A 21,036-nucleotide genomic window follows, 5' to 3' on the forward strand; every position below is an offset into this window, starting at 1 on the left:
CATGAAAAATCAAAAGATCATCAGTGATGTTTTCTTTCAGACCGACAGTAAGGAATGGGAAAATGTAGACCAAGGAGTCTCCCGCCAGTTCGTCGGATACGACACGCAGATAATGATGGTAAAAGTAAAATTCGAAACAGGTGCGGTAGGCTATGAACATCAGCATTTTCATGCCCAGACCACCTATGTGGCTTCCGGAAGGTTCCGGGTGACCATTGACGGAGAAGAAAGAGTATTATCCGAAGGAGATGGCTTTTATATTCCGCCTAATGCACTGCACGGTGCCGTATGCCTGGAAGCCGGTATGCTTATCGATGTATTCAGTCCCGTACGGGAAGACTTCCTCGATATTAACTTTTTAAAGAAATAGATTTTGAAGATCAAAGGACTACGATGGTGGATCATTGCCCTTATCGGCCTGGCTACCATTATCAATTATATAGACCGTTCCGCCCTGTCCATTATGTGGCCTGCTATGGGAAAAGACCTGGGGATGGATGATGCGGATTACGCACTCATACTCAACCTTTTTATGATAGCTTACGCCATAGGACAATCCGTATCGGGAAAGATGTTTGACAAGCTGGGCACCCGTATGAGTTATGTTATTGTCATAGCCGTATGGTCGTTATCTTCTGTGTTCCACTTTGCAGTAAGAGGAATTTATTCCCTCGGTTTTGTCCGGATGATGCTGGGTATTTCTGAAGCGGGAAACTGGCCCGGGGCTGTGAAGAGCAATGCGGAATGGTTCCCGGTGAAGGAACGTGCCGTTGCCCAGGGAATTTTCAATGCCGGAGCCTCTCTTGGATCTGTCGTGGCGCCACCGCTTATTGCCCTGCTTTATGTGGGGTACGGATGGAAAGTTACTTTTATCCTGATCGGAGCAATGGGACTGTTATGGATAATTCCCTGGCTGATCGTCAATAAAAAACTACCGGAAAAACACCCGTGGATAACCGAAGAAGAACGCGCCTATATTACAGAGGGCAGAAACATGGAGGATACCGATAAACAGAATTCCAGGCCTTTGTCCCTCAAAGAAATTCTGTCCCATAAAGAATCCTGGAGCGTGGTGGTGTCGCGTTTTTTTCTGGAGCCCATCTGGTGGCTATTCGTAGGGTGGATGCCTATATACCTGCAAAACACCTACGGTTTCGATGTAAAACAGATCGGATTGTTTGCCTGGGTGCCATACGTAGGCGCAGCTTTCGGAAGTATCGCCGGGGGATGGTATGCGGGCAGGCTGATGACCAGGAAAAAATCGGTGGATATAGGTAGGAAACGAACGATAAACATTGCCGGGGTTATTATGTTTCTCGGCTTACTGGCCACCATTTTCCTGGCCGATACGCCGATGAAGTTCGTCATCATAGTAGCGTTTGTACTGTTTGGGTTTCAGTTCGGGATCAGTAACATACAAACCCTGCCCAGTGACCTGTTCGATGGAAAATCCGTCGGCACGCTGGCAGGTTTCGGGGGGATGTCCGGTGTGCTGTCCGTGATCGTCATGAATTTTCTGATCCCGGTAATTACAAGGGAATCTTACATCCCGGCCTTTGTGATCATTGCCGTTTTTGTTCCTCTCGGAATCCTGGCAGTACACGTTTTTTGCAAAAAGATCAAACCAGTAAACATCATTAAATAATTAAAAAAATCAAAATTCGAAATGAAATTAAAAGGAAAAGTTGCGGTAGTCACCGGAGGAGCGCGGGACATAGGAAGAGCAGTCTCGGTAAAACTGGCCAAAGAAGGGGCTAAAGTAGTGGTGAATTATTTTGAGAGTGAATCGCATGCCGAGGCCACACTGGAAGAAGTCCGGAAAGTCGGCGGAGAGGCCATTGCCGTATACGGGGATATGACCAAACAACAGGATATAGACCAAATGGTAGCCAAAACCAAAGAAGCTTTTGGCCATAAGGTGGATGTTCTCGTCAATGTTGCTGGCGGACTCTTTGCCCGTAAGACCATTGAGGAGATGGATGAAGCTTTTTATGATTTATTGATGAATGTCAACCTGAAGACCGTATTCCTGGTTACCAAGGCATTCAAACCCTTGATGGAGACCGGGGCATCTGTCGTGAACTTTTCTTCACAGGCGGCCAGGGACGGAGGTGGGCCCGGTGCCAGTATGTATGCCACTTCCAAAGGAGCAGTAATGACCTATACCCGTGCCCTGGCCAAAGAATTCGGGCCGGAGGGAATCCGGGTAAATGCCTTGTGCCCCGGAATGATCGCCACCAAATTTCACGATGATTTCACCAATGTAGAGGTAAGGACCAAAGTTGCTGGGGGAACACCATTGCGGAGAGAAGGAAGAGCAGAGGAAGTAGCCGACCTGGTAACCTACCTGGCATCTGAAGAATCTTCGTTCCTGACCGGGAATAATATAGATATAAACGGAGGACTTGCCTTTAGCTAGGGATGATATGAAACCGGAGAAAAAGCATAAGATCGTAACCTTCGGGGAGATATTGATGCGCCTGTCGCCACAGGATTACAACTGTTTTGTACAGGCGCAGCAAGCCGATATTTTCTATGGGGGTACAGAAGCCAATGTTGCCGTTGCCCTTGCCCGCATGGGGTGTGAAACCTCACACGTAACGACCCTTCCCGATGACTTTACGGGAGCTTCGGCCAAAGGACATCTGAATAGGTATGGGGTAGATACTTCCTTTGTAGCCTGCAACAATGCTCCCCTGGGCATATATTTCCTGGAACAGGGTGTGGTACACCGGCCGGGAAGGATTGTATATAACCGTAGTCATTCCTCTTTTGCCAAAACGGACCCGGATGAATTCGATTGGGAAAAGATTTTGGACAATGCTTCCTGGTTTCACTGGACGGGGATCACTCCTGCCATATCTTCCGGTGCTTCCCGCGCTTTGGAAGATGCTTTGCAGGTAGCGCATAACAAAGGAATAACCGTAAGTACCGACCCGGTTTACCGGAGTAATTTATGGCAGTACGATGCCGATCCGTCCGCGACTTTACGGGAAATGGTTGCCCTGTCTGCGGTTTTTATGGGTGGGCCCGAAGAGATTAACATGTTGTTCGGTACGTATTTCGAAGAAGAAGAATTTGAAGATGCCGCAAAATTTTTGATGGTGGAATGTCCTGCTATACGAAATGTGGTGCAAAAGACCAGGAGTTCCGTCAATGCGTCACGTCACGAAATAGCTTCCAGGTGCTGGGATGGAAAAAGGTTGTATGTATCCGATCCCATTGAAATTACCCCGGTGGTCGACCGGATAGGGACCGGGGATGCCTTTGCAGCCGGGCTTATTTATGGCATGCTGCACTATAATTGGGACGAAGCACTACAATTTGCCAATGCTACATCCGCATTAAAACATACTATTCCCGGGGATGCCTGTCTGCTTTCGGCAGATGATATAACAGGTGTAATCCGCTCCGGGTTTAACGGAAGGATCATACGATGACAAAAACAAAATTTAAAAAGGAGACGGTATTACAGACATTCGGAGCATATCCTTTGATACCACTCTTTTACGAGGAAGATATCCGGATTTGTAAACAATGGATCAAAGCCTGTTATGACGGGGGTGTCCGGGCAGTAGAGTTTACCAACAGGGGAGAACGGGCCCTTGCTGTGTTTACGGAGTTGGTAGCATGGACGGGGGAGGAGTGCCCCGGACTGGTCCTGGGGATAGGAACGATAAAAGACAGGGAAACTGCGGAAAAGTTCATTGCTGCCGGGGCCGGTTTTGTGGTAGCTCCAGTTCTGGATACGGAAGTAGGAGAGTATTGCATACAAAAGGAAATAGCCTGGATTCCCGGATGCGGAACGCTCACCGAAATGTATAACGCACACAAGTACGGTGCCGATATAGTGAAGGCTTTTCCGGCCCGGGCGCTGGGAGGGGCCGGTTATATCAAAGCCGTACTGGCTCCGTGCCCTGAACTGAAGATCATGCCCAGCGGCGGGATAGATGCAGATCCCGGAACCTATCAAAAATACAGGACTGCAGGCGCTTTTTGCGTTGGTGTGGGATCTTCCCTTTTTTCCGGTGACGGAACTGTTGTGTTGAAACCGGAAGTGATCCGCAAAAGATGTCAAGAAATTCTGAAGGTGAAGATTTAAAAAAGGAGAAATATGCACCAAACTTAAAATAACCAATAAACCAATCCAATACTTTAAAAAGCAGATTTATGAGAACTAAAACACCTACGTTAAAGGCGGCTGTCCCGCTAAAAGGAACCCTGGTGATGGCAGCTTCATTATGCCTGGCATGCTCCGGGGATATGGAGGACAAATTTACCGAGGAAAACATACTTCATGTTGCAGAAGAGACGGCCACCCTTTATGCCGATATTGATTTCAGCCACTGGAAAATAACCTTACCCGTAGACCTGGATGATAATGGCAAACCGGACGAATACCAACCGTCCGACCTGATAGACTACGGTTACCGGGATATTGCAGAACTGGCTCCCTTTATGTATGATGATACTACGGATACCTCTATAGTGTTTTATACCTATCCGGCAGGGGCGACGACACCAAACAGCAGTTACCCGAGAACAGAACTGCGCGAGCAGATGACTCCCGGTAACAACTATAACAACTGGTCACTGACAGAAGGAGGGACTATGAGAGGAACTTTAAAAATAGACAGTATCTCTACCGATACCGTGAATACCAAGTACGATTATCACCGGGTTATCGTGATGCAGATCCACGGGATCATTTCACAGGAAGATATGGCCACTTATGGTTTCAGCAGTAATCACGCGCCACCTTTACTCAAAATGACCTGGATAGACGGGCACCTTTTTGCCTATAAGAAAACCCTGGTGGACGAATCCACTTCCGGTATTGATCTGTATGACGACAGCAACCAAACCTGGACAGACGTTAAGCACGATTTCGGAGAAGTGGGGCACGATACTTTTACCGTGGAAATAGAAGCTTCATACGGAGAACTGTCGGTAACCGTAGATGATGAAACCTATGTTTTTGACGATGTAAGTATGGAAAAATGGCCTTTCGAAAACTATTTTAAAGCCGGAAATTACCTGGTAACTACCGATACATCCGGTTTTGCAAAAGTTAAATATTACGATCTGGAGGTCACACATCCCTGATAAAAATCAATAATAGCAGAAAATGAGAAAATTAGTTGTTTGTTTAGCGATCATTGTATCCGCGATTTATAATGCGTCCGGGCAGAACACGGAGTATCTGCCTGTAGATTATCCGGAAAATTACACCGCAAAAATAGATGTGGTATATACAGTAGTTGATGGTTGGGAAGGCAGAATGGATATTTATTACCCTACCGATGTTAAGACCCCTGTTCCGCTGGTGATCAATATTCACGGGGGTGGATGGAATCACGGGGTTAAGGAATCCCAGCGTGGTTACGGCTCGTTTTTCAAGAATGGTTATGCCGTTGCCAATGTGGAGTATCGTCTTGTAGACGTAGCCACTGCTCCCGGCGCCATAGAAGATATTCGCTGTGCCCTGGTATATTTGCACAAACATGCGGAAGAAATAAATATCGACACGGACAACATCGTATTGATGGGCGGATCCGCCGGCGGTCACCTGGCCCTTATGGCCGGATTGCTGGCAGATGACAAAAGGTTTGATACGAATTGCAGTTACGATAAATCCCTGAAAGTTGCCGCGATCATCGACAAATACGGCGTTATGGACCTTACGCCGCTTTCCGGTTGGAAATCGGCCAGGAACTGGTTGGGAGATGGTCATAATGATGAGGAATTCGTAAAATCTGTTTCTCCCTTGTTTTATGTGGACAGGAACAGTCCGCCTGTATTCATCGTTCACGGGGATGCCGACCCGATCGTACCATACGATCAGTCCGTCGTTTTACACCAAAAACTGACGGATAACGGGGTAAAAACCCGCTTTATAACCATACCCGGAGGGCAACACGGCAAATTTACCAAAGAAGAAAAGAAAAAGGTCAGTAATGAAATGTGGGCATTTCTCCATAGTGTCATTCCCGTGGAATAAAATATATCCTGTTTCGGATAAAGAGGAATAAAGATCACCACCAACCGGACTTTTTTTAATAGCGGAAATCCCGGATGTCTCAAGGGAATGAGATAGACCGGGTTTTCCATTTTTGAGACATGTTGCCTGAAAAACATAGTTGTTATAATTCCGTTGGGAATTAAGAAATCTTAAATTATAGTTAGATAATGGATATTAATACTACAGAGGCCTATCTTTGTGGGAAAACAAAATTTAGTATAAATGATTGGATTCAGAAAAAGCTTGATCTTTACTATGTTCTTACTAACCGGTCTGGGGTTATCCGCCCAGAGTTTAAGAGTAGCCAGTTATAACCTCAGGTACGATAACCCCGGAGATTCTCTGGATAACTGGAAATACAGGGAAGAAACCATAGCCGACTTAATAAAATTTCACGATTTTGATGTCTTCGGAACACAGGAAGGCCTGAAGCACCAGTTGGAACAGTTAAAAGGAGACCTGTCCGGATATGATTTTATCGGGGTGGGACGTGATGACGGAAAAGAAGCGGGCGAACATTCTGCCATATTTTATAATACGGAAAAATTTGAACTGGAAGACAAAGGAGACTTCTGGCTTTCCGAAGATACCACCAGACCAAATAAGGGTTGGGATGCCGTATTGCCACGTATATGTTCATGGGGCAAATTTAAGGTAAAGGAAACCGGTTTTGAATTCTACTTTTTTAATGTACATTTTGACCACGTAGGGACAGAAGCACGGAAAGAAAGCGCAAAACTTATCATGCAAAAGATGAAAGAATTTGACGATACCGTCCCTGCCATTCTTACCGGGGACTTTAACGTGGACCAGAACAGTGCAAGCTACAAGGTTTTAAATGGTTCGGATAAATTGGCCGATGCCTTTGAAAAAGCGACATTACATTACGGTGCACAAGGCACTTTTAACGGTTTTAAACCGGATTCGCGTTCCGATAGCAGGATAGACCATATTTTTATAACCGATGATTTCCGGGTTGAAAAGCACGGTGTGCTGACCGATTCGTATAAAACAGATGAAAAGGAATTACAGGAACTGGTCAATACCGGCAATTATCCGAAGGAAATATCCCTGTACGCAACACAGACAAGGTTGCCTTCCGACCATTATCCGGTACTGGTAGTATTGCATTATAATGCTAATTGATTATACTTAAACAGATGACGCTGTTTGTCTCCCTGAAAACCTTGATTTTCAGACTTGTTTCTGCCAGGGTATTGCACAATTCAAATAAATGATGCAATTTTGTGCCCGCAAATGAATTATTAACCCGATAAAAAAACGAAGAGAATGCTCATGATCCGAAAATACTTCACAGCAAAACCTTCCGTACGCACGGATGTGTTTCTTCGTGGTTTTTATCTGTTATAGTCCGATCCAGAAATACAGCAGATATATGAAAAGCCCGAAGAGAAATCCTCGGGTTTTTTTGTTCCCGGTATTTTCCCGCAACCTTTAAGACTCCCGACGATTTCAGAACTATGGTTTGCCCGAGGGCAAAACAAGATACCGGTTTACGGAAAAAACCGGTTTGTTATCGAATATTTTAAAGAAGAGATAGGGAAGTAAATTATCCGGGAAAGACCTGATTAAAGCAGGAAGAACTTGTACAGGTATTGGGAAGTTTTCAGCCCCGGATCGCAAGAATGGATAAGTGATGAAAACAATGATACTGATCACCGCCGGCGACGGACCGGCGGAATGTACGAAGGTGGTGGCCCAGGTGCTGAAAAAATTCCTGGACGAAGCGCGAAATGAGGGGATAGAAGTAACCGTTATCGAAAAAGAAAACGGGGAAGAGAACGGCACTGTAGCCTCAGTACTCCTTTTTTTGGAAGGTAAAGATGTACGGCATTTTTGCAAAAGCTGGGTTGGTACGGTGCAGTGGACAGGAAAAAGTCAGTACCGGAAGCACCATAAGCGAAAAAACTGGTATATTGGTATCTTTGAAATCGAAAAAACAGACACTGAAGAAGTGTCCGAAAAGGATATAAAGTACCAGGCATGCAGGAGTTCGGGCGCCGGAGGACAACACGTAAACAAGGTGAGTTCTGCCGTAAGGGCCACACATATTCCTACCGGGATAAGTGTTCAGGCCATGGATTCCCGATCGCAGCACCGCAATAAGGAACTTGCCCGTATGCGTTTGTTCCGTAAACTGGAAGAAGAAAAACAAGAACAGTACCGGAAACAGTTTGCGCAATTAAGAGATAAAGGGTTCCGGATAGAAAGAGGCTCTCCTGTCCGGATATTTACCGGTTCGGATTTTAAAGAACAGAAGACTGATAAGAGCTATAAAAAACAAAGACAACAATTAAAAAATAAACTGAGAAATGACATCGATTCATAAATATCTGCTCCAGGCCATGGATAATTATCCGTATAACCTGGAAGACACCCTGGAGTCCCTGGACTTTGCGTTGTCTTACGATGAAAACAACACCATGGTATTGTGCCTGTATGGTCGTATGTATGCCGAACAACTGCAGCAGTATGAAGAGGCCAAAGCCTGTTTTCAGAAAGCATTGAGCATAAATGTCAATGCCGTTGAAATTTATCCGTATTACATCGAAACCCTCTTGTCAAATGAAGACTTCGGGGAAGCTGAAAAACTTATCGCTTTTGCACTTACCGTAAAAGGGATCCGCAAAATAGATATCAAATGGCGGGAAGTATTGCTTTATGAAATGAAAATGGAACTGAAAACCGCATTCGATCTGGCAAAACAATTGAAACTGTATACATTTGATTCCGGCTGGAACGGGACTATCCGTGAAACCGTAAAAAGACTGAAGCAGAAAATAAAGATTGTTTACGGGGAAGAGGATGCGGAAAAGTCGGATAAGAATACGGTTAAGAAAAAGTGAAACGACTATTCAAGATATTCCGACGTGTTATGCTCATATTAATTTCTATTGTTATCCTGTTTGTAGTCTCCGTCTTTATATATATGCAGCACCCTAAATTCGGCAAAGCTCCTTCGGGGGAACGGCTGGAACGAATAAAGCGATCATCGAATTACAGGGACGGGTCTTTTGTAAATCATACCTTTACCCCCTCATTGACCGAGGGATACTCGTTTGCAGGTATATTGTTCGACTTCCTGTTCAGGAAAAAACCGGGCCTGGTACCGGATGTCAGGATACCTTCCGTACGCACCGATCTGAAAGCATTACCGGCTGAGGACAATGTGCTGGTGTGGTTCGGGCATTCGTCGTATTTTATGCAGGTGGACGGATTGAAGATACTGGTAGACCCGGTATTCAGCGGGAATGCCTCTCCCGTGCCGGGATCGACCAAAGCCTTTAAGGGGACTGATGTTTATACGGTTTCCGACCTCCCGGAAATAGACTATCTTTTAATAACGCACGATCACTACGATCATCTCGATTACGAAACGGTGAGCGCTTTGAAAGACAAGGTGAAAAAGGTGGTCTGCGGACTCGGAGTAGGTTCACACCTGGAACATTGGGGCTATACCGCTGAAATACTGGAGGAAAAGGATTGGGACGAAACGGTGGAACTTTCATCGGGAGCTAAACTTCATATACTTACTGCAAGGCATTTTTCGGGACGTACTTTTAAAAGAAATAATACGCTATGGCTTTCCTACCTGCTCGAAACACCGAAAAGAAAGATATTCCTGGGAGGGGACAGTGGTTATGACGGACATTTTGCCGAAATAGGAGAGCAGTTTGGTACCATAGACCTTGCTATATTGGAAAACGGACAGTACAATAAGGCCTGGCATGCCATTCACTGCCTTCCCGGGGAAACCCTCAAGGCGGCAAAAGACCTGAATGCCAAAAGGCTGATGCCCGTGCATTCCTCCAAATTCGCCCTGGGAATGCATCGTTGGGAGGAACCCTTAAACGAGGTCTCGGCGGGGAATAAAGCCTATGGTTTTCCGCTCGTAACCCCATGGATAGGGGAGACGGTAAACCTGGATGACGATAGCCAGGAATTCCGCGAATGGTGGAAAGCGATCAAATAGCTTTTACGGTTTATTCCGAATAGAGACTGTTCCCCATGTTTTATCAGGCTCAGGGCCCATTTCCAGGAGGAGTTCTCCGCCCTTCAAAAGTTCTTTTGCAGGGAACCAGGGCTGGTTCAGGGGCTTACCGTTGAGTGTGGCTTTCTGAATATATTTGTTCTTATGACTGGCATTTTGCGCCCTGATGACAAATGTCTTTCCACGGCCGTAGCGTTCACCAAGATCGATGGTAATTTCGGAAAACAGGGGACTTCCCAGTTCGTAAACAGGGTCAACCCTGCTTCCGCCATCCGTCTGAAAAAGCCCTATGGAATTCATAACGAACCAGGCGCTCATCTGGCCCTGGTCTTCGTCTCCCAAATAAGCATTTTCCTTGCCATATCCGTAATAACGCTCCAGGATACGCCTGCTCCATTTCTGGGTGAGCCACGGTTTTCCGGCCTGGTTAAACAGAAAAGCAAAGTGCATGGATTGCTGGTTGCCCTGCACTACAGGATAATCCCAGTACTGGTCGTTAGGCCCGTTAAACCTCCATGTATCACTTTCCTCAAAACCCCATTCCAGCCGTTCCAGGAATTTTTCTTTACCGATCTTACTGATGAGCCCGGGAATATCCTGGGGAACAAAGAAGGTAAGCTGCCAGGCATTGCCTTCCACATAATGTTTGTTGGCCCCGCTTTTAAAAGGATCAAAATCCTGCATCCAGTTCCCTTTTGCATCTTTCAGCCTTGCAAAACCGGTTTCCGGATCAATGACGTTTTGCCACCATGTACCACGCTCGTTAAATGCGTGGTATATATCCTTTTTTCCGAGGGCTTTGGCGAACTGACCTACCGTCCAGTCATCAAAACTGTATTCCAGGGAATTGGAAAAACGCCCCTGGTCATAAGGCACATAGTGATGTTCCAGATAGGTTTTCAGGTCCCGGTTACCGGCATATCCGCCACCTACCTCCGCAGGCATGGCGGTTTGCATTTTTTGCATGGCTTCCAACGCTTTGTCCGAATCAAAATCACGGATTCCCATTTGATAGGCGCCTACGATCAGGGGTATTTCGTGTTCTGCCACCATTACGGGAATATATTCCATCCCGGCGGGGCCTTTGGCTAGCCAGCCGTTATTATCGTACATGGCCAGTTGCGATTTTACCCATTGCGAGGACCATTCCGGGGTAACCAGGTTCCAGAACTGGTTCAGGTTCCAGAAGGTATTCCAGAAAGCATCGCATCCCAGGGCAAGTTGGGCGGGATCGTCGAATCGTATGATCTCCTCGTCGGCATTTCGCCAGCGACCGTCCACATCACTGTAAATATTCCTTCCGGCGAGGCTTCGGTACATATTGGTATAAAACCTTTCGTACTCCCTTTTGTCATCACTTTGAATTTGTATTCGCGACAGCAATTCGTTCCATGCGGCCCGGTTGGCATTTACCACAGCATTAAAATCCCAATCAAAAGGAGTGGTTATTTCGGTACGGAGGTTCAGGGCTGCGTTGTCTATACTTACATACGAGATACCGGTACGTAACTGTACCTGTTTCTTTGTCCGGGTATCGAATTCGACATACATCCCGGCTTTTTCCGGATTTTCCGTTTTGAGGTCCGTGTCCTTCGCTGTAGCATTGTTAATCCAGGAACCGTAATTGGCTATCGGCCGGTCGAATTCCATAACGAAATGAACGATATATTCCTGGTTTACACCGCCGGCCCAGACATCACGGGAGACCTGGTGGCTGTATCCTTCCAGTTTGAAATCATCCACTTTTTTGATTTCGGCCTTGACTACTTCATAACCGTATTCGGCGGGAATGGTAAGGTCTATCATAATCCTGCCTTCCGGGCTGTTGTTATAGGTATATTGCTGAAAACTGCCCCTGGTGGTTGCCGTTATGGCTGTGGTAATATCGGTATCCGTCAGATGTACTTTGTAGTACCCGAGGGGGGCTTCCTCACTGGTAAGGTCAAACCTGGAGCGGTAACCGCTTTCCGGATTGCTTTCGTCCCCGATGGTGGTCTGTAATGTGCCGGTAGTAGGGAAGGTACCCAGCCCTGCCATGGTCCATTCGTGGATATGGCTGAATGTGCCGATGGACTCGAAAGTAGGGTTATATCCTGCCTGCCAGCCGGAATTCTGATTATCCGGGCTTAGCTTTACCATTCCAAACGGCATCCACGGGCCGGGAGCGATCATCCAACGGGAGTGTCCCGTACCTAAAAGTGTATTGACTGCATCGGCCGGAGTGGCCTGTTTCTGTGGGCTACGATTAACAGTCCCTTTTTGTAACAGCCGGTTCCCTGACCATATTTCGTAATCGCTTTGTACCATATTTTTCACCGAAGGCATAGGAATTTCGAGTTCGTAAGTGTCTTTGGTGATCGTCTTGGAAAAAACAGGTTTTCTATCCAGTTTAAACTCCAGTTCCGGTTCTCCTTCCAGGCGAAGGAGGCGGACCAGTAATGGCTGATAAGACTTACTGTCTTTTAAACGTTCGTAAGCGGCGGGTTTTACACTTTTGATTATTAAGGACCCCGGCTTTTGTAATTCCACGGGTTTTGTTGCAATGAGTTTCACCTGGTCAAAAGCTATCCAGCCACCTTCGGTTACGGAGAAGGATATTTCATTATTTCCTTCCCGCAGTATATCTTCGGGAATATCGATATCCAGGGATTGTTCGGAGGAAGGGGGTGTTTGTCCTTTTGTCAGAGCCATTCCCGTTCCTTTTTTCAGGATAAATGATTGCGGATTACCGTTGATAATAATTCGCAGCCTGGGAGCTCGTAGGGAATCTGTGTCCAGCAGGTCTATATGTAAAGTAAAGTTGGTATCCGCTTTTGGTTTTTGTAACTCAAATTCGGCATTCAGTACATGAGAACGTATCCCCGCGGTGTTACTCGTGCCTCCCCAGGAGTTTTCCGGTCCGGGGATCACGAACGGCCAGTCTTCTTCCGGTTTGTGGTGACCAATGACAAAAAAACGGTCTTCAAAGCCAAAATCCTTCTCCACAAACTTACGGTACTGGTCCGGGTACAGCGCAAAGCCCCGGGCGGAATTGTCCGGTTGCCCTATTTCCCATACCACATTTTGCTGCGCAAATAACAATAAAGAGTTCAGAATTAAAAAAGGAAGAATCATTTTTCTAAATGAAGATACTTGGGGTGAGGGTACAGGGCAGGAGATAGTCATTTTAAAGTAATATTATGTTGGAAAATACTTCATTTAAAAGTTCATATGTTTGAACATGTTGCAAGTTAGAAAAAATGTTGCTTTCGAAATAGTTTTTTCTTCTTTTTTCATAACCGGGATGTAAAGTATTGATGAACAGTTTACTTCAAAAAAAACGCATCCGAACATTTTCTACAAATATTCGGATGCGTTTTAATGATATCAGGAAAAACGATCAGGATTCGCAGCTACTGCAATTCACCAGGTTGTTTACCATTTCTTTGGAAACGCTCTGGCTTCTCTGGTAATAAAGTGTTTTAACCCCCAGTTTCCATGCTTCGATAAGAAGATTGTTAACTTCCTTGATAGGCACGGCAGAAGGAATATTTATGTTCAGGCTCTGGGATTGGTCTACATATTTTTGCCGGATAGATGCCTGTTGGATGATCTCCAGCTGGCTGATTTCCTTAAATGTTTTAAAGACGGCTTTTTCCCTTTCGTCCAGACCTTCCAGTTTCTGAACGCTTCCGCTGTCGAGCATAATGTTCCGCCAGGTATCTTCGTTATCGAGACCTTTTTCCTGCAACAGCTTTTTCAGGTATTTGTTTTTGCGGATGAAATTCCCTTTGGAAAGTCCCGCTTTATAATAGTTACTGCTAAAAGGCTCTATTCCGGGAGAGGTCTGTCCGAGAATGGCGGAAGAAGACGTTGTAGGCGCAATGGCCAGGGTAGTGGTGTTCCTCCGTCCGTATCCCTTGAGTACTTCCGGTTCGCCGTATATCCTTGCTAATTCTTCAGTGGCCTTGTCTGCTTTGTCCCTGATATGCTTGAAGATCTCCGTAGTCTTCATTTTGGCTTCCATGCCTTCAAACGGGATCATGCTCTTTTGCAGGTAGGAATGCCAACCGAGTACTCCGAGCCCAAGGGCCCTGTGCCGTTTTGCAAAACGGTTTGCCGAAGCCAGGTAATAATTTCCTTCCGTTTTTACTATAAATTCCTGGAGTACGGCATCCAGGAAGAATATTGCGAGTTTTACCGCTTCGGTATTCTTCCATTCGTCATACAGTTCCAGGTTCATGGAAGACAGGCAGCAGATAAAAGATTCGTCCTGGGAGGAAGGCAGCATGATCTCGGAGCAGAGGTTGCTGGCGTTGATCCGCATATCGTGGTCTTTGTATACCTGTGGCTTGTTACGGTTTACGTTATCGCTGAAAAAGATATATGGCAAACCTTTTTGCTGTCTGCTCTCCAGTACTTTGGCCCAGGTTTTTCTCTTGTCCATGTCCCCGTCTATCATTTCCTGCATCCAGTAATCGGGCACACAAACGCCGAAGAACAGGTTCTGGATGGGGTTTCCTATATCCTTTATCTTCAGGAATTCTTCTACATCCGGATGGTCTATATCCAGGTAAGTGGCAAAGGCACCGCGGCGTACACCTCCCTGGGAAATCGTATCCATTGCCGTATCGAACAGTTTCATAAAGCTAACGGCACCACTGCTTTTTCCGTTGTCGGTAACCGCACTTCCCCGGGCACGGAGCGAACCGAAATAACCGGAAGTACCTCCCCCGATCTTGGTTTGCATGATAACCTCGCCGAGTTTATGGGTTATTCCTTCTATATGGTCGGGTATATGTACGTTAAAACATGAAATAGGCAATCCTCTTTCCGTACCCATGTTGGCCCATATGGGAGAGCTGAGGCTCATCCAGCCGCGTTCTATCATTTCCTGGAAAGATTCTTTTAATTCCGGTTTATACAGTCTTTTGGCCGCGGCGGTAGTGATCCGGTCAATAGCGCCCTCAACCGTTTCTCCTTTCAGTAAATATCCCCGGTTGAGTATTTGTTCACTTTCTTCGTTTTTCCACCAAAGCTTTTCTCTCAGCGTAATATCGTTCTCACTGGTCAGCGGTAATTCTTTTGTGATCATGCGTACATTCGTTATAGTGTTTAAAATAAATCGTCTGCAGTAATGCTTTTGTCGTGTTTGGTATAATCTACCGGTCTCTTGGCAAAGAAGTCGTCCAGGCTGTTGGCAAAAACTTCTTCTTCGAACCAGCGCATGGGAGCATATTCCGCAGCCGTGATATTGTATATTCTGCCCAACCCTATCTTTTCCATACTGTCGTCAATACGGAATTTCATAAAGTTGATCAGGTCTTCCTTTCGGATGGTTTCCAATTCACCGTCCTCAAAGATCCAGTCGAGTATTTTTCCTTCGATATCCAGGGAGTGTTTTACGGTAGCCCTGATATGCGAAACGGTTTCCTCATCAAAGAAATCCGGGTATTCTTCCCGGATCTTGTTTACGATATAGATCCCTGCATTAGCATGTATCTGCTCGTCAACAGATGTCCAGGCAATAATATTGCTGACGTTTTTCATCAGTCCCTTAAAACGGGGAAAGGAGAGGATTATGGCAAACTGGCTGAAGAGCGATACATTTTCTATAAGGATAGAAAACAGGATTAGGGATACCACATATTGTTTATCGTCCTGCGAATTGGCATTTTTCAACGCCCCGGAAAGATATTCCACGCGGTCACGGATCACCGGGACTTCCAGCAGGTTCCGGAATTCGTTGTTATACCCCAGTACTTCCAGCAAGCGGGAATAGGCTTCGGAATGCCGGAATTCACATTCGGCAAAGGTACTTCCCAGTCCGTTGAACTCGGGTTTGGGGAAATGCAGATAGATATTTCCCCAAAACGTTTTCACGGCAACTTCTATCTGGGCAATAGCCAGCAAACTGTTTTTTATCGCGGTTCTTTCCGCCTGGTTCAGGTACGAATGAAAGTCCTGCGTGTCCGCAGTAAAATCTACTTCACTATGTACCCAGAAAGACTTGTTAATAGCCTCGGTAAATTTTAACACATCGGGGTATTCAAACGGTTTATAGTTCACTCTTCTGTCAAAAATTCCCATAATACTCGTGTTTAGTATTTCTTAGATTTAAGTAATAAGTTTGAAATCAGATTCCTGGAAAAACAAAGGAGAATTCCTTTATCTTTTTCTATGAGAGAACTAAATTAAGTCAAGATCAGGCTGGTTTCTCTTAAAGTACGAAAAAGATTTGAAAAGGTTATTAACACTTAGTTAATGTTCTGTTATTTAAGTTTTTATATCTTTATGCATTTTGCCTTTTTCGTTGTTTAAATAACGGAATAATAGCCGTATATATCATGTTTTCAATATACAAACCGGGGGTACTTATCCAACCCTTTTTAATAAATGCGATGTAGTTGCATTTATTAAAAACGTTTATCTTTGTAATAAAGAAGAAGAGAATGAACGCCAATATCATTTGCGCAAAAAATTAATATATGAAAAACAGGAATCAGTTTGAAGTTATTGTTATCGGGGGAAGTTATGCCGGTCTGTCGGCAGCGATGGCCCTGGGGAGATCACTGCGTAAAACTCTTATTATAGACAGCGGTAAACCATGTAACAGGCAGACACCTTATTCACATAATTTTATAACCCTGGACGGAATACCTCCTGCTGTTATCGCGAAAAAGGCGAAAGATCAGGTTATGCAATACGATACGGTTACTTATCAGGAAGGGCTGGTAACACAGGTAGAAAAGGAGGACACCGGATTTATAGTGAAACTGGACAACGGGGAGTTTCACAGTGCCAAAAAAATACTTTTTAGCACCGGTGTCCGCGATATTATGCCTCCCATTCCGGGGTTTAAGGAGTGCTGGGGCATTACTGTGATCCATTGCCCTTATTGTCACGGTTATGAAGTACGGAATGCCAGAACGGGAATACTGGCTCATGGAGAAAAGGCGTTTGATTTTAGTAAAATGATCCGGCACTGGACGGATGATCTTACCCTGTTTACCAATGGTGAAGCCGGGTTGACACAGGAACAAAGAGAACTGTTGAAAAAACTGGATGTCGAGGTCGTGGAAAAGAAGATCTCCGGGTTGACACACGACAACGGTACGTTAAAACATGTTGATTTTACAGACGGGACTGATTTTGTGCTGGATGCCTTATATCACCATGCGGATTACGAACAGCATTGCAAAGCCCCGGAACAGTTGGGATGCCAGTTAACCGAACAGGGCCATATTGAAGTGGATTTCTTCGGAAAGACTACGATAGATGGTGTTTTTGCTGCAGGAGATAACACCACTCCCATGCGGGCGGTTTCCGTGGCTGTGGCGGGCGGGACAAAGGCAGGCGCCTTTATAAATAAGGAACTTATAGACGAGGCATATAAATAAACCATTCCTGGACTACAAGTCCGGAGGCTAGGAAGCGGTAATCCTGCCCGTCCGGCGGGGAAATTACCATAGTTATCAGGTTACTGGGTTATTTAGTCAACACGCAATAACTGAGTCACTCAGTAACCTAATAACCACAGGATAGCTCCTAAAGTCTCTGCAATAAATTGCAGGCCTGCCGAAGGCAGGCAGGGTTTTAAACCTAAAACTGAGACCAATAAGCAGGTCGGAAATATGCTCCCGACGCTACCTTGCTTTCCGGATACCGGTACTAGGGTGACGGGGCCATGTTTTCGGAAAGTATAAATGCAAGCCTTTCTTCGGATTGTACCGGTTCTGCCTTTTTTCTCAGGGGATTACCAATATACAACTCGTAGACAGGCTTTCCTTTTTCGGGGAAAAGCACCCGTTCTACGGAAAGTATTTCCCGGGGAATATTGGCTCCGAACCATAGTGAGTCCGCTTTCTGTTTCCAGGTGACTTCGAAAAGGATGCTGCCTTTCCGGTATTGTTTATCCCTGTTTGCCCCGGCGTAAACATATGCGGTTTGGTTACCGTATAAAGTAGACATGGTACCTTTAGCCGGGTTGATGGATGAGGTAATGGCTTTTTCCGCCAGCGGATTTTCCGGTAGCCGGTCTTCTGTGCTTACAGAGGCGTCGGTATTGATATTGGAAGGAGGGAAGCTGCAACCGGTCAGCCAGGTTATGCTTAGCAGGAATATCAATTTTGATGTTTTCATCATTCTAAAATTTATTTGGGTTTTGTAAAGATTGCCGGGTTTAGCGGGGTGGTAAATACGTAGTCGCTGTTTTTTACCGGTCTGTGGCAGGTAATACATTCCTCTGCGAAATTTTTGTTCTCACCATAAGGAGCCAGGTTATCGCCACGCCATCTAGCCCAGCCCCAGCCTTTCGTATCCCTGTATTTCCGGGAGTCTTTGATCATAAACTCCACCTGGATGAAGTCCCCGGTGCGCACAACACCATCTTTTACCGGTTGTTGTTTCCAGGCGGTTTTGGCAAAAATGCTCCCATCCGGCCAGGGGTTTGTATGCCCGGAGCGTATGGCTTCTACAGCTATGTCATTAGCGTAAATGATGCGCATACTGCCATTGTCAAAACGGTCGGTTGTACTGATTACTTTCCAGTCCCTGTACCCCGGAACATAGTTTATACCATTCGGTGACGGGGCTATACCCGTATCTTTTTTCCCCGGAGGAAGCATTTCCGAGGGTTTGTTTTCCATTGTTTTCGTTTCCCTTTCGGCATATTTTCTGGGGGTGAGTGAATTTATGTAGGTTTTTAACGTACGTATATCTTCAGTGGTCAATTCGGCATCCCGATGTAGCAGCGTGTAGGAGGGAAGCGGCATTTCACCGGCAAGGACCTTGTTCAGTGCATAATATAACTTAGCGTTCTGTTGTGGGGTAGGCAGGCTGTCCCATTTCGAAAAGTCGAGGGCTTCCCGTCCTTCCCGTATATGAGAAGCTACCAGGTAATTAGCCGGGGTGATCCGGTCGAACCAGCTGAGGTCCGGTTGGGAAGAGTGGCAGTCATAGCAGGAATTCCGCAAGATGTTTTCTACGTGGTCCGGTACATTGGTCAGCAGTTTGGAGCGGGAGTGACTTTTCTCCCCGGAAATATTTTCCGGATCAGGCCCGAAAAACTGGGCGACCGTAAAGCATGCCAGTAAAATGAGAAGTACAAAACCGAATTTTTTCATAGTTCCTTATGTTTATTTGAAGAACAAAATTATGTAGGGAAGATCACAGGGCAGCGTACAAAACCATGAGAGGGGAATTATTGTCCCCGAAGCCGAATATTGGAGCCTTAACAAAACAGTGTTTTTTACCGGACTCCGGGAGAACTTCCAAAAATAAAAGACCGTTCTTTCGGAACAGCCTTTTATGATTTCACGGAGCGGGGAGGGGAATGATAAATCTATTGCAATGTAGCTTTGATCACGGCAGCAGCCTGAAGGATTGCAGTCTGTACCGCAGGAACATCGGCAATAGGGTTAAGCAGGCCATAGTCGTGTATAAGTCCGTTATATCTCGTTAAGGTTACGGGAACACCGGCTTCATTGAGTTTCCTGGCATAAGCCTCGCCTTCGTCTCTCAGTACATCGTTCTCGGCAGTTTGTACCAGTGCAGGAGGTAATCCTTTCAGTTCATTGAGACCGGCCTGCAAAGGAGATGCGTAGATCTCTTTGCGTTTTTTGGTGTCGGGCAGGTAATTGTCCCAGAACCATTTCATCATATTTTTTGTAAGGAACCTTCCTTCGGCATAGAGGTTGTAGGACGCGGTTTCAAAATTGGCATCGGTCACCGGCCACAGGAGTACCTGTAATTTGATTTTCGGCCCGTTGTTATTTTTTGCCATCAGGGCAGTAACGGCAGCCATATTTCCACCAACACTGTTTCCTGCTACGGCCATATTTTGACCATCCACACCTATTTCCTTTCCGTTTTCAGCTACCCATTGAGTTGCAGCGTAAATTTCGTTAATAGCTGTAGGATATTGTGCTTCCGGAGAAGGCGTATAGTCCGGGAAGACTGCAACGGCGCCGCTGTTTACCACCAGGTCGCGAACCAACCGGCGGTGTGTGGGATAGTCTCCCAGCACCCATCCGCCACCGTGGACAAAAATAAACACCGGTGCATCTTTCTTAACTCCCTTGGGTTTGGTAATGTGAATATTTACTTTATACCCGTTTTGCGAGATTACACGCTCGGATTCTTCTATACCGGAATAATCTACAGATACGGATTTTTGTGCACCGACCAGTACCTGACGTGCATCTTCTGCACTAAGGGTCTCCAGGGGCTTTCCGTCTCCCGAGTTTAATGCTTCCAGAAAAGAACGTACTTCAGTGAAAATTTCGGGGTCTTTTTGTCCTTCATAAGGACGTTTTTCCTGTGCCATGGCTGCTGTTGTTAAGGTTAAAGTAAGTAAGATAAGGCTTTGTTTGATCTTAATGAACGTTTTCATCATTTTTGTTTTTAGTGATTAAGAAATTAGTTGCGCTTGTAATTCAATCTCAAAATTAAAGGCCTGGCCTACGGGGCAGGTTTCTTCGGCTTTTCTGGCGATGTCCTGAAAAGTATCGTTGCCAATACCCGGAACTTTGGCCTGAAGTTGAAGTAAGGATTTTGTAATTTTTCCGTTGTCGAGGGTTACGGTAGAAGAAGTGCTCAGTTCTTCCACTTCATATCCTGCTTCAGTGAGATCCAGGCTCAGTTTCATGGTGAAACATCCTGCATGGGCAGCGGCGAGAAGTTCTTCGGGATTGGTACCTTTACCTTCGGCAAAACGGCTGTTAAATGAATACTGGGTTTTGTCCAGGACAGTACTGCCGGTGGTGAGATGTCCTTTTCCTTCTTTGATGCTACCGTTCCATACGGCTTGTGCTTTACGTTTCATAGTTTGTTTCATTAATAGTTAAACATTCTTTTAATTTGATGAAACAAAGGTATGTTCGCAGAGCGCCTCAAAAAATACACAAATGGCTATTATTAGTGTACTTTTTTCCCTTGCATGGTATTTATTTAGGAAAAGAAGAAGTTTTAACCGTTTTCCATAGCTGTGGAGCGATGTATCGGGAAGAATTTAATCTTTTCA

At 45.6% G+C, this 21,036-nt stretch carries 19 protein-coding genes; 12 read left to right on the forward strand and 7 right to left on the reverse strand.

All coding sequences use genetic code 11. The features are described 5' to 3' along the window. Nucleotide 1: 1 nt before the first annotated feature. The 11 genes from ACVBDU_RS11285 (at nt 2) to ACVBDU_RS11335 (ending at nt 10,016) form a co-directional block, all read left to right on the forward strand. The gene (locus ACVBDU_RS11285) at nt 2–370 is read left to right on the forward strand and encodes a cupin domain-containing protein (protein ID WP_447179858.1); all 369 of its coding nucleotides are present in this window, start codon (nt 2–4) and stop codon (nt 368–370) included. A gap of 3 nt (nt 371–373) precedes the next feature. Next, nucleotides 374–1,645, forward strand: a complete 1,272-nt coding sequence (locus ACVBDU_RS11290; RefSeq protein WP_447179859.1) for an MFS transporter — start codon at nt 374–376, stop codon at nt 1,643–1,645. Between the two features lie 21 nt (nt 1,646–1,666). Then, nucleotides 1,667–2,419, forward strand: coding sequence for an SDR family NAD(P)-dependent oxidoreductase (locus tag ACVBDU_RS11295; RefSeq protein WP_447179860.1), 753 nt, complete (start codon nt 1,667–1,669; stop codon nt 2,417–2,419). Beyond that, the gene (locus ACVBDU_RS11300) at nt 2,406–3,440 is read left to right on the forward strand and encodes a PfkB family carbohydrate kinase (RefSeq protein WP_447179861.1); all 1,035 of its coding nucleotides are present in this window, start codon (nt 2,406–2,408) and stop codon (nt 3,438–3,440) included. The genes ACVBDU_RS11295 and ACVBDU_RS11300 overlap by 14 nt, the downstream gene beginning before the upstream one ends. Further along, nucleotides 3,437–4,102, forward strand: coding sequence for a beta/alpha barrel domain-containing protein (locus ACVBDU_RS11305; protein WP_447179862.1), 666 nt, complete (start codon nt 3,437–3,439; stop codon nt 4,100–4,102). The genes ACVBDU_RS11300 and ACVBDU_RS11305 overlap by 4 nt, the downstream gene beginning before the upstream one ends. 68 nt (nt 4,103–4,170) lie before the next feature. After that, nucleotides 4,171–5,106, forward strand: a complete 936-nt coding sequence (locus ACVBDU_RS11310; protein ID WP_447179863.1) for a polysaccharide lyase family 7 protein — start codon at nt 4,171–4,173, stop codon at nt 5,104–5,106. A gap of 22 nt (nt 5,107–5,128) precedes the next feature. Then, nucleotides 5,129–6,001 carry a prolyl oligopeptidase family serine peptidase gene (locus ACVBDU_RS11315; RefSeq protein WP_447179864.1) on the forward strand — a complete coding sequence of 291 codons (873 nt, stop codon included), beginning with the start codon at nt 5,129–5,131 and terminating at the stop codon, nt 5,999–6,001. A 276-nt stretch (nt 6,002–6,277) separates the two neighbouring features. Continuing rightward, nucleotides 6,278–7,168 (forward strand): endonuclease/exonuclease/phosphatase family protein, encoded by an 891-nt coding sequence (locus ACVBDU_RS11320; protein WP_447179865.1) that lies wholly within the window; start codon nt 6,278–6,280, stop codon nt 7,166–7,168. A 511-nt stretch (nt 7,169–7,679) separates the two neighbouring features. Next, entirely contained in the window at nt 7,680–8,372 is a 693-nt protein-coding gene (prfH, locus tag ACVBDU_RS11325) for a peptide chain release factor H (protein WP_447179866.1), read from the forward strand. Continuing rightward, nucleotides 8,356–8,889: a hypothetical protein gene (locus ACVBDU_RS11330; RefSeq protein WP_447179867.1), complete on the forward strand. Its 534-nt coding sequence runs from the start codon at nt 8,356–8,358 to the stop codon at nt 8,887–8,889. Before prfH ends, ACVBDU_RS11330 begins: the two co-directional genes overlap by 17 nt. Next, nucleotides 8,886–10,016 carry an MBL fold metallo-hydrolase gene (locus ACVBDU_RS11335; RefSeq protein WP_447179868.1) on the forward strand — a complete coding sequence of 377 codons (1,131 nt, stop codon included), beginning with the start codon at nt 8,886–8,888 and terminating at the stop codon, nt 10,014–10,016. The genes ACVBDU_RS11330 and ACVBDU_RS11335 overlap by 4 nt, the downstream gene beginning before the upstream one ends. A gap of 3 nt (nt 10,017–10,019) precedes the next feature. Here the strand turns inward: ACVBDU_RS11335 and ACVBDU_RS11340 are convergent, their stop codons facing one another. The 3 genes from ACVBDU_RS11340 to ACVBDU_RS11350 form a co-directional block, all read right to left on the reverse strand. Further along, entirely contained in the window at nt 10,020–13,148 is a 3,129-nt protein-coding gene (locus ACVBDU_RS11340; RefSeq protein WP_447179869.1) for a glycoside hydrolase family 92 protein, read from the reverse strand. 265 nt (nt 13,149–13,413) lie between these two features. Further along, nucleotides 13,414–15,108: a ribonucleoside-diphosphate reductase subunit alpha gene (locus ACVBDU_RS11345; RefSeq protein ID WP_447179870.1), complete on the reverse strand. Its 1,695-nt coding sequence runs from the start codon at nt 15,106–15,108 to the stop codon at nt 13,414–13,416. Between the two features lie 20 nt (nt 15,109–15,128). Further along, nucleotides 15,129–16,103 (reverse strand): ribonucleotide-diphosphate reductase subunit beta, encoded by a 975-nt coding sequence (locus tag ACVBDU_RS11350; RefSeq protein ID WP_447179871.1) that lies wholly within the window; start codon nt 16,101–16,103, stop codon nt 15,129–15,131. A gap of 398 nt (nt 16,104–16,501) precedes the next feature. Here ACVBDU_RS11350 and ACVBDU_RS11355 point away from each other — a divergent pair, with 398 nt between their 5' ends. Beyond that, entirely contained in the window at nt 16,502–17,413 is a 912-nt protein-coding gene (locus tag ACVBDU_RS11355; RefSeq protein ID WP_447179872.1) for an NAD(P)/FAD-dependent oxidoreductase, read from the forward strand. 271 nt (nt 17,414–17,684) lie between these two features. On the opposite strand, the gene ACVBDU_RS11360 is transcribed toward ACVBDU_RS11355, so the two are convergent. From ACVBDU_RS11360 to ACVBDU_RS11375, 4 genes are all read right to left on the reverse strand, one after another. After that, nucleotides 17,685–18,158: a hypothetical protein gene (locus ACVBDU_RS11360; protein WP_447179873.1), complete on the reverse strand. Its 474-nt coding sequence runs from the start codon at nt 18,156–18,158 to the stop codon at nt 17,685–17,687. A gap of 8 nt (nt 18,159–18,166) precedes the next feature. Next, on the reverse strand, nt 18,167–19,138 hold the full coding sequence (locus ACVBDU_RS11365) for a cytochrome P460 family protein (RefSeq protein WP_447179874.1): 972 nt from the start codon (nt 19,136–19,138) through the stop codon (nt 18,167–18,169). A gap of 218 nt (nt 19,139–19,356) precedes the next feature. Further along, nucleotides 19,357–20,406, reverse strand: a complete 1,050-nt coding sequence (locus ACVBDU_RS11370; RefSeq protein WP_447179875.1) for an alpha/beta hydrolase — start codon at nt 20,404–20,406, stop codon at nt 19,357–19,359. Between the two features lie 18 nt (nt 20,407–20,424). Further along, nucleotides 20,425–20,838 carry an OsmC family protein gene (locus ACVBDU_RS11375; protein WP_447179876.1) on the reverse strand — a complete coding sequence of 138 codons (414 nt, stop codon included), beginning with the start codon at nt 20,836–20,838 and terminating at the stop codon, nt 20,425–20,427. Nucleotides 20,839–21,036: the final 198 nt, after the last annotated feature.

It is taken from the genome of Sinomicrobium endophyticum (assembly GCF_052983315.1).

Bases quoted from the DNA above. Each gene is read 5' to 3' on its own strand.
- ACVBDU_RS11285 (WP_447179858.1), top strand. From the start codon at position 2: ATGAAAAATCAAAAGATCATCAGTGATGTTTTCTTTCAGACCGACAGT.
- ACVBDU_RS11295 (WP_447179860.1), top strand. From the start codon at position 1,667: ATGAAATTAAAAGGAAAAGTTGCGGTAGTCACCGGAGGAGCGCGGGAC.
- ACVBDU_RS11305 (WP_447179862.1), top strand. From the start codon at position 3,437: ATGACAAAAACAAAATTTAAAAAGGAGACGGTATTACAGACATTCGGA.
- ACVBDU_RS11310 (WP_447179863.1), top strand. From the start codon at position 4,171: ATGAGAACTAAAACACCTACGTTAAAGGCGGCTGTCCCGCTAAAAGGA.
- ACVBDU_RS11315 (WP_447179864.1), top strand. From the start codon at position 5,129: ATGAGAAAATTAGTTGTTTGTTTAGCGATCATTGTATCCGCGATTTAT.
- ACVBDU_RS11320 (WP_447179865.1), top strand. From the start codon at position 6,278: ATGTTCTTACTAACCGGTCTGGGGTTATCCGCCCAGAGTTTAAGAGTA.
- prfH (WP_447179866.1), top strand. From the start codon at position 7,680: ATGAAAACAATGATACTGATCACCGCCGGCGACGGACCGGCGGAATGT.
- ACVBDU_RS11330 (WP_447179867.1), top strand. From the start codon at position 8,356: ATGACATCGATTCATAAATATCTGCTCCAGGCCATGGATAATTATCCG.
- ACVBDU_RS11340 (WP_447179869.1), bottom strand. From the start codon at position 13,148: ATGATTCTTCCTTTTTTAATTCTGAACTCTTTATTGTTATTTGCGCAG.
- ACVBDU_RS11345 (WP_447179870.1), bottom strand. From the start codon at position 15,108: ATGATCACAAAAGAATTACCGCTGACCAGTGAGAACGATATTACGCTG.
- ACVBDU_RS11350 (WP_447179871.1), bottom strand. From the start codon at position 16,103: ATGGGAATTTTTGACAGAAGAGTGAACTATAAACCGTTTGAATACCCC.
- ACVBDU_RS11355 (WP_447179872.1), top strand. From the start codon at position 16,502: ATGAAAAACAGGAATCAGTTTGAAGTTATTGTTATCGGGGGAAGTTAT.
- ACVBDU_RS11360 (WP_447179873.1), bottom strand. From the start codon at position 18,158: ATGATGAAAACATCAAAATTGATATTCCTGCTAAGCATAACCTGGCTG.
- ACVBDU_RS11365 (WP_447179874.1), bottom strand. From the start codon at position 19,138: ATGAAAAAATTCGGTTTTGTACTTCTCATTTTACTGGCATGCTTTACG.
- ACVBDU_RS11370 (WP_447179875.1), bottom strand. From the start codon at position 20,406: ATGAAAACGTTCATTAAGATCAAACAAAGCCTTATCTTACTTACTTTA.
- ACVBDU_RS11375 (WP_447179876.1), bottom strand. From the start codon at position 20,838: ATGAAACGTAAAGCACAAGCCGTATGGAACGGTAGCATCAAAGAAGGA.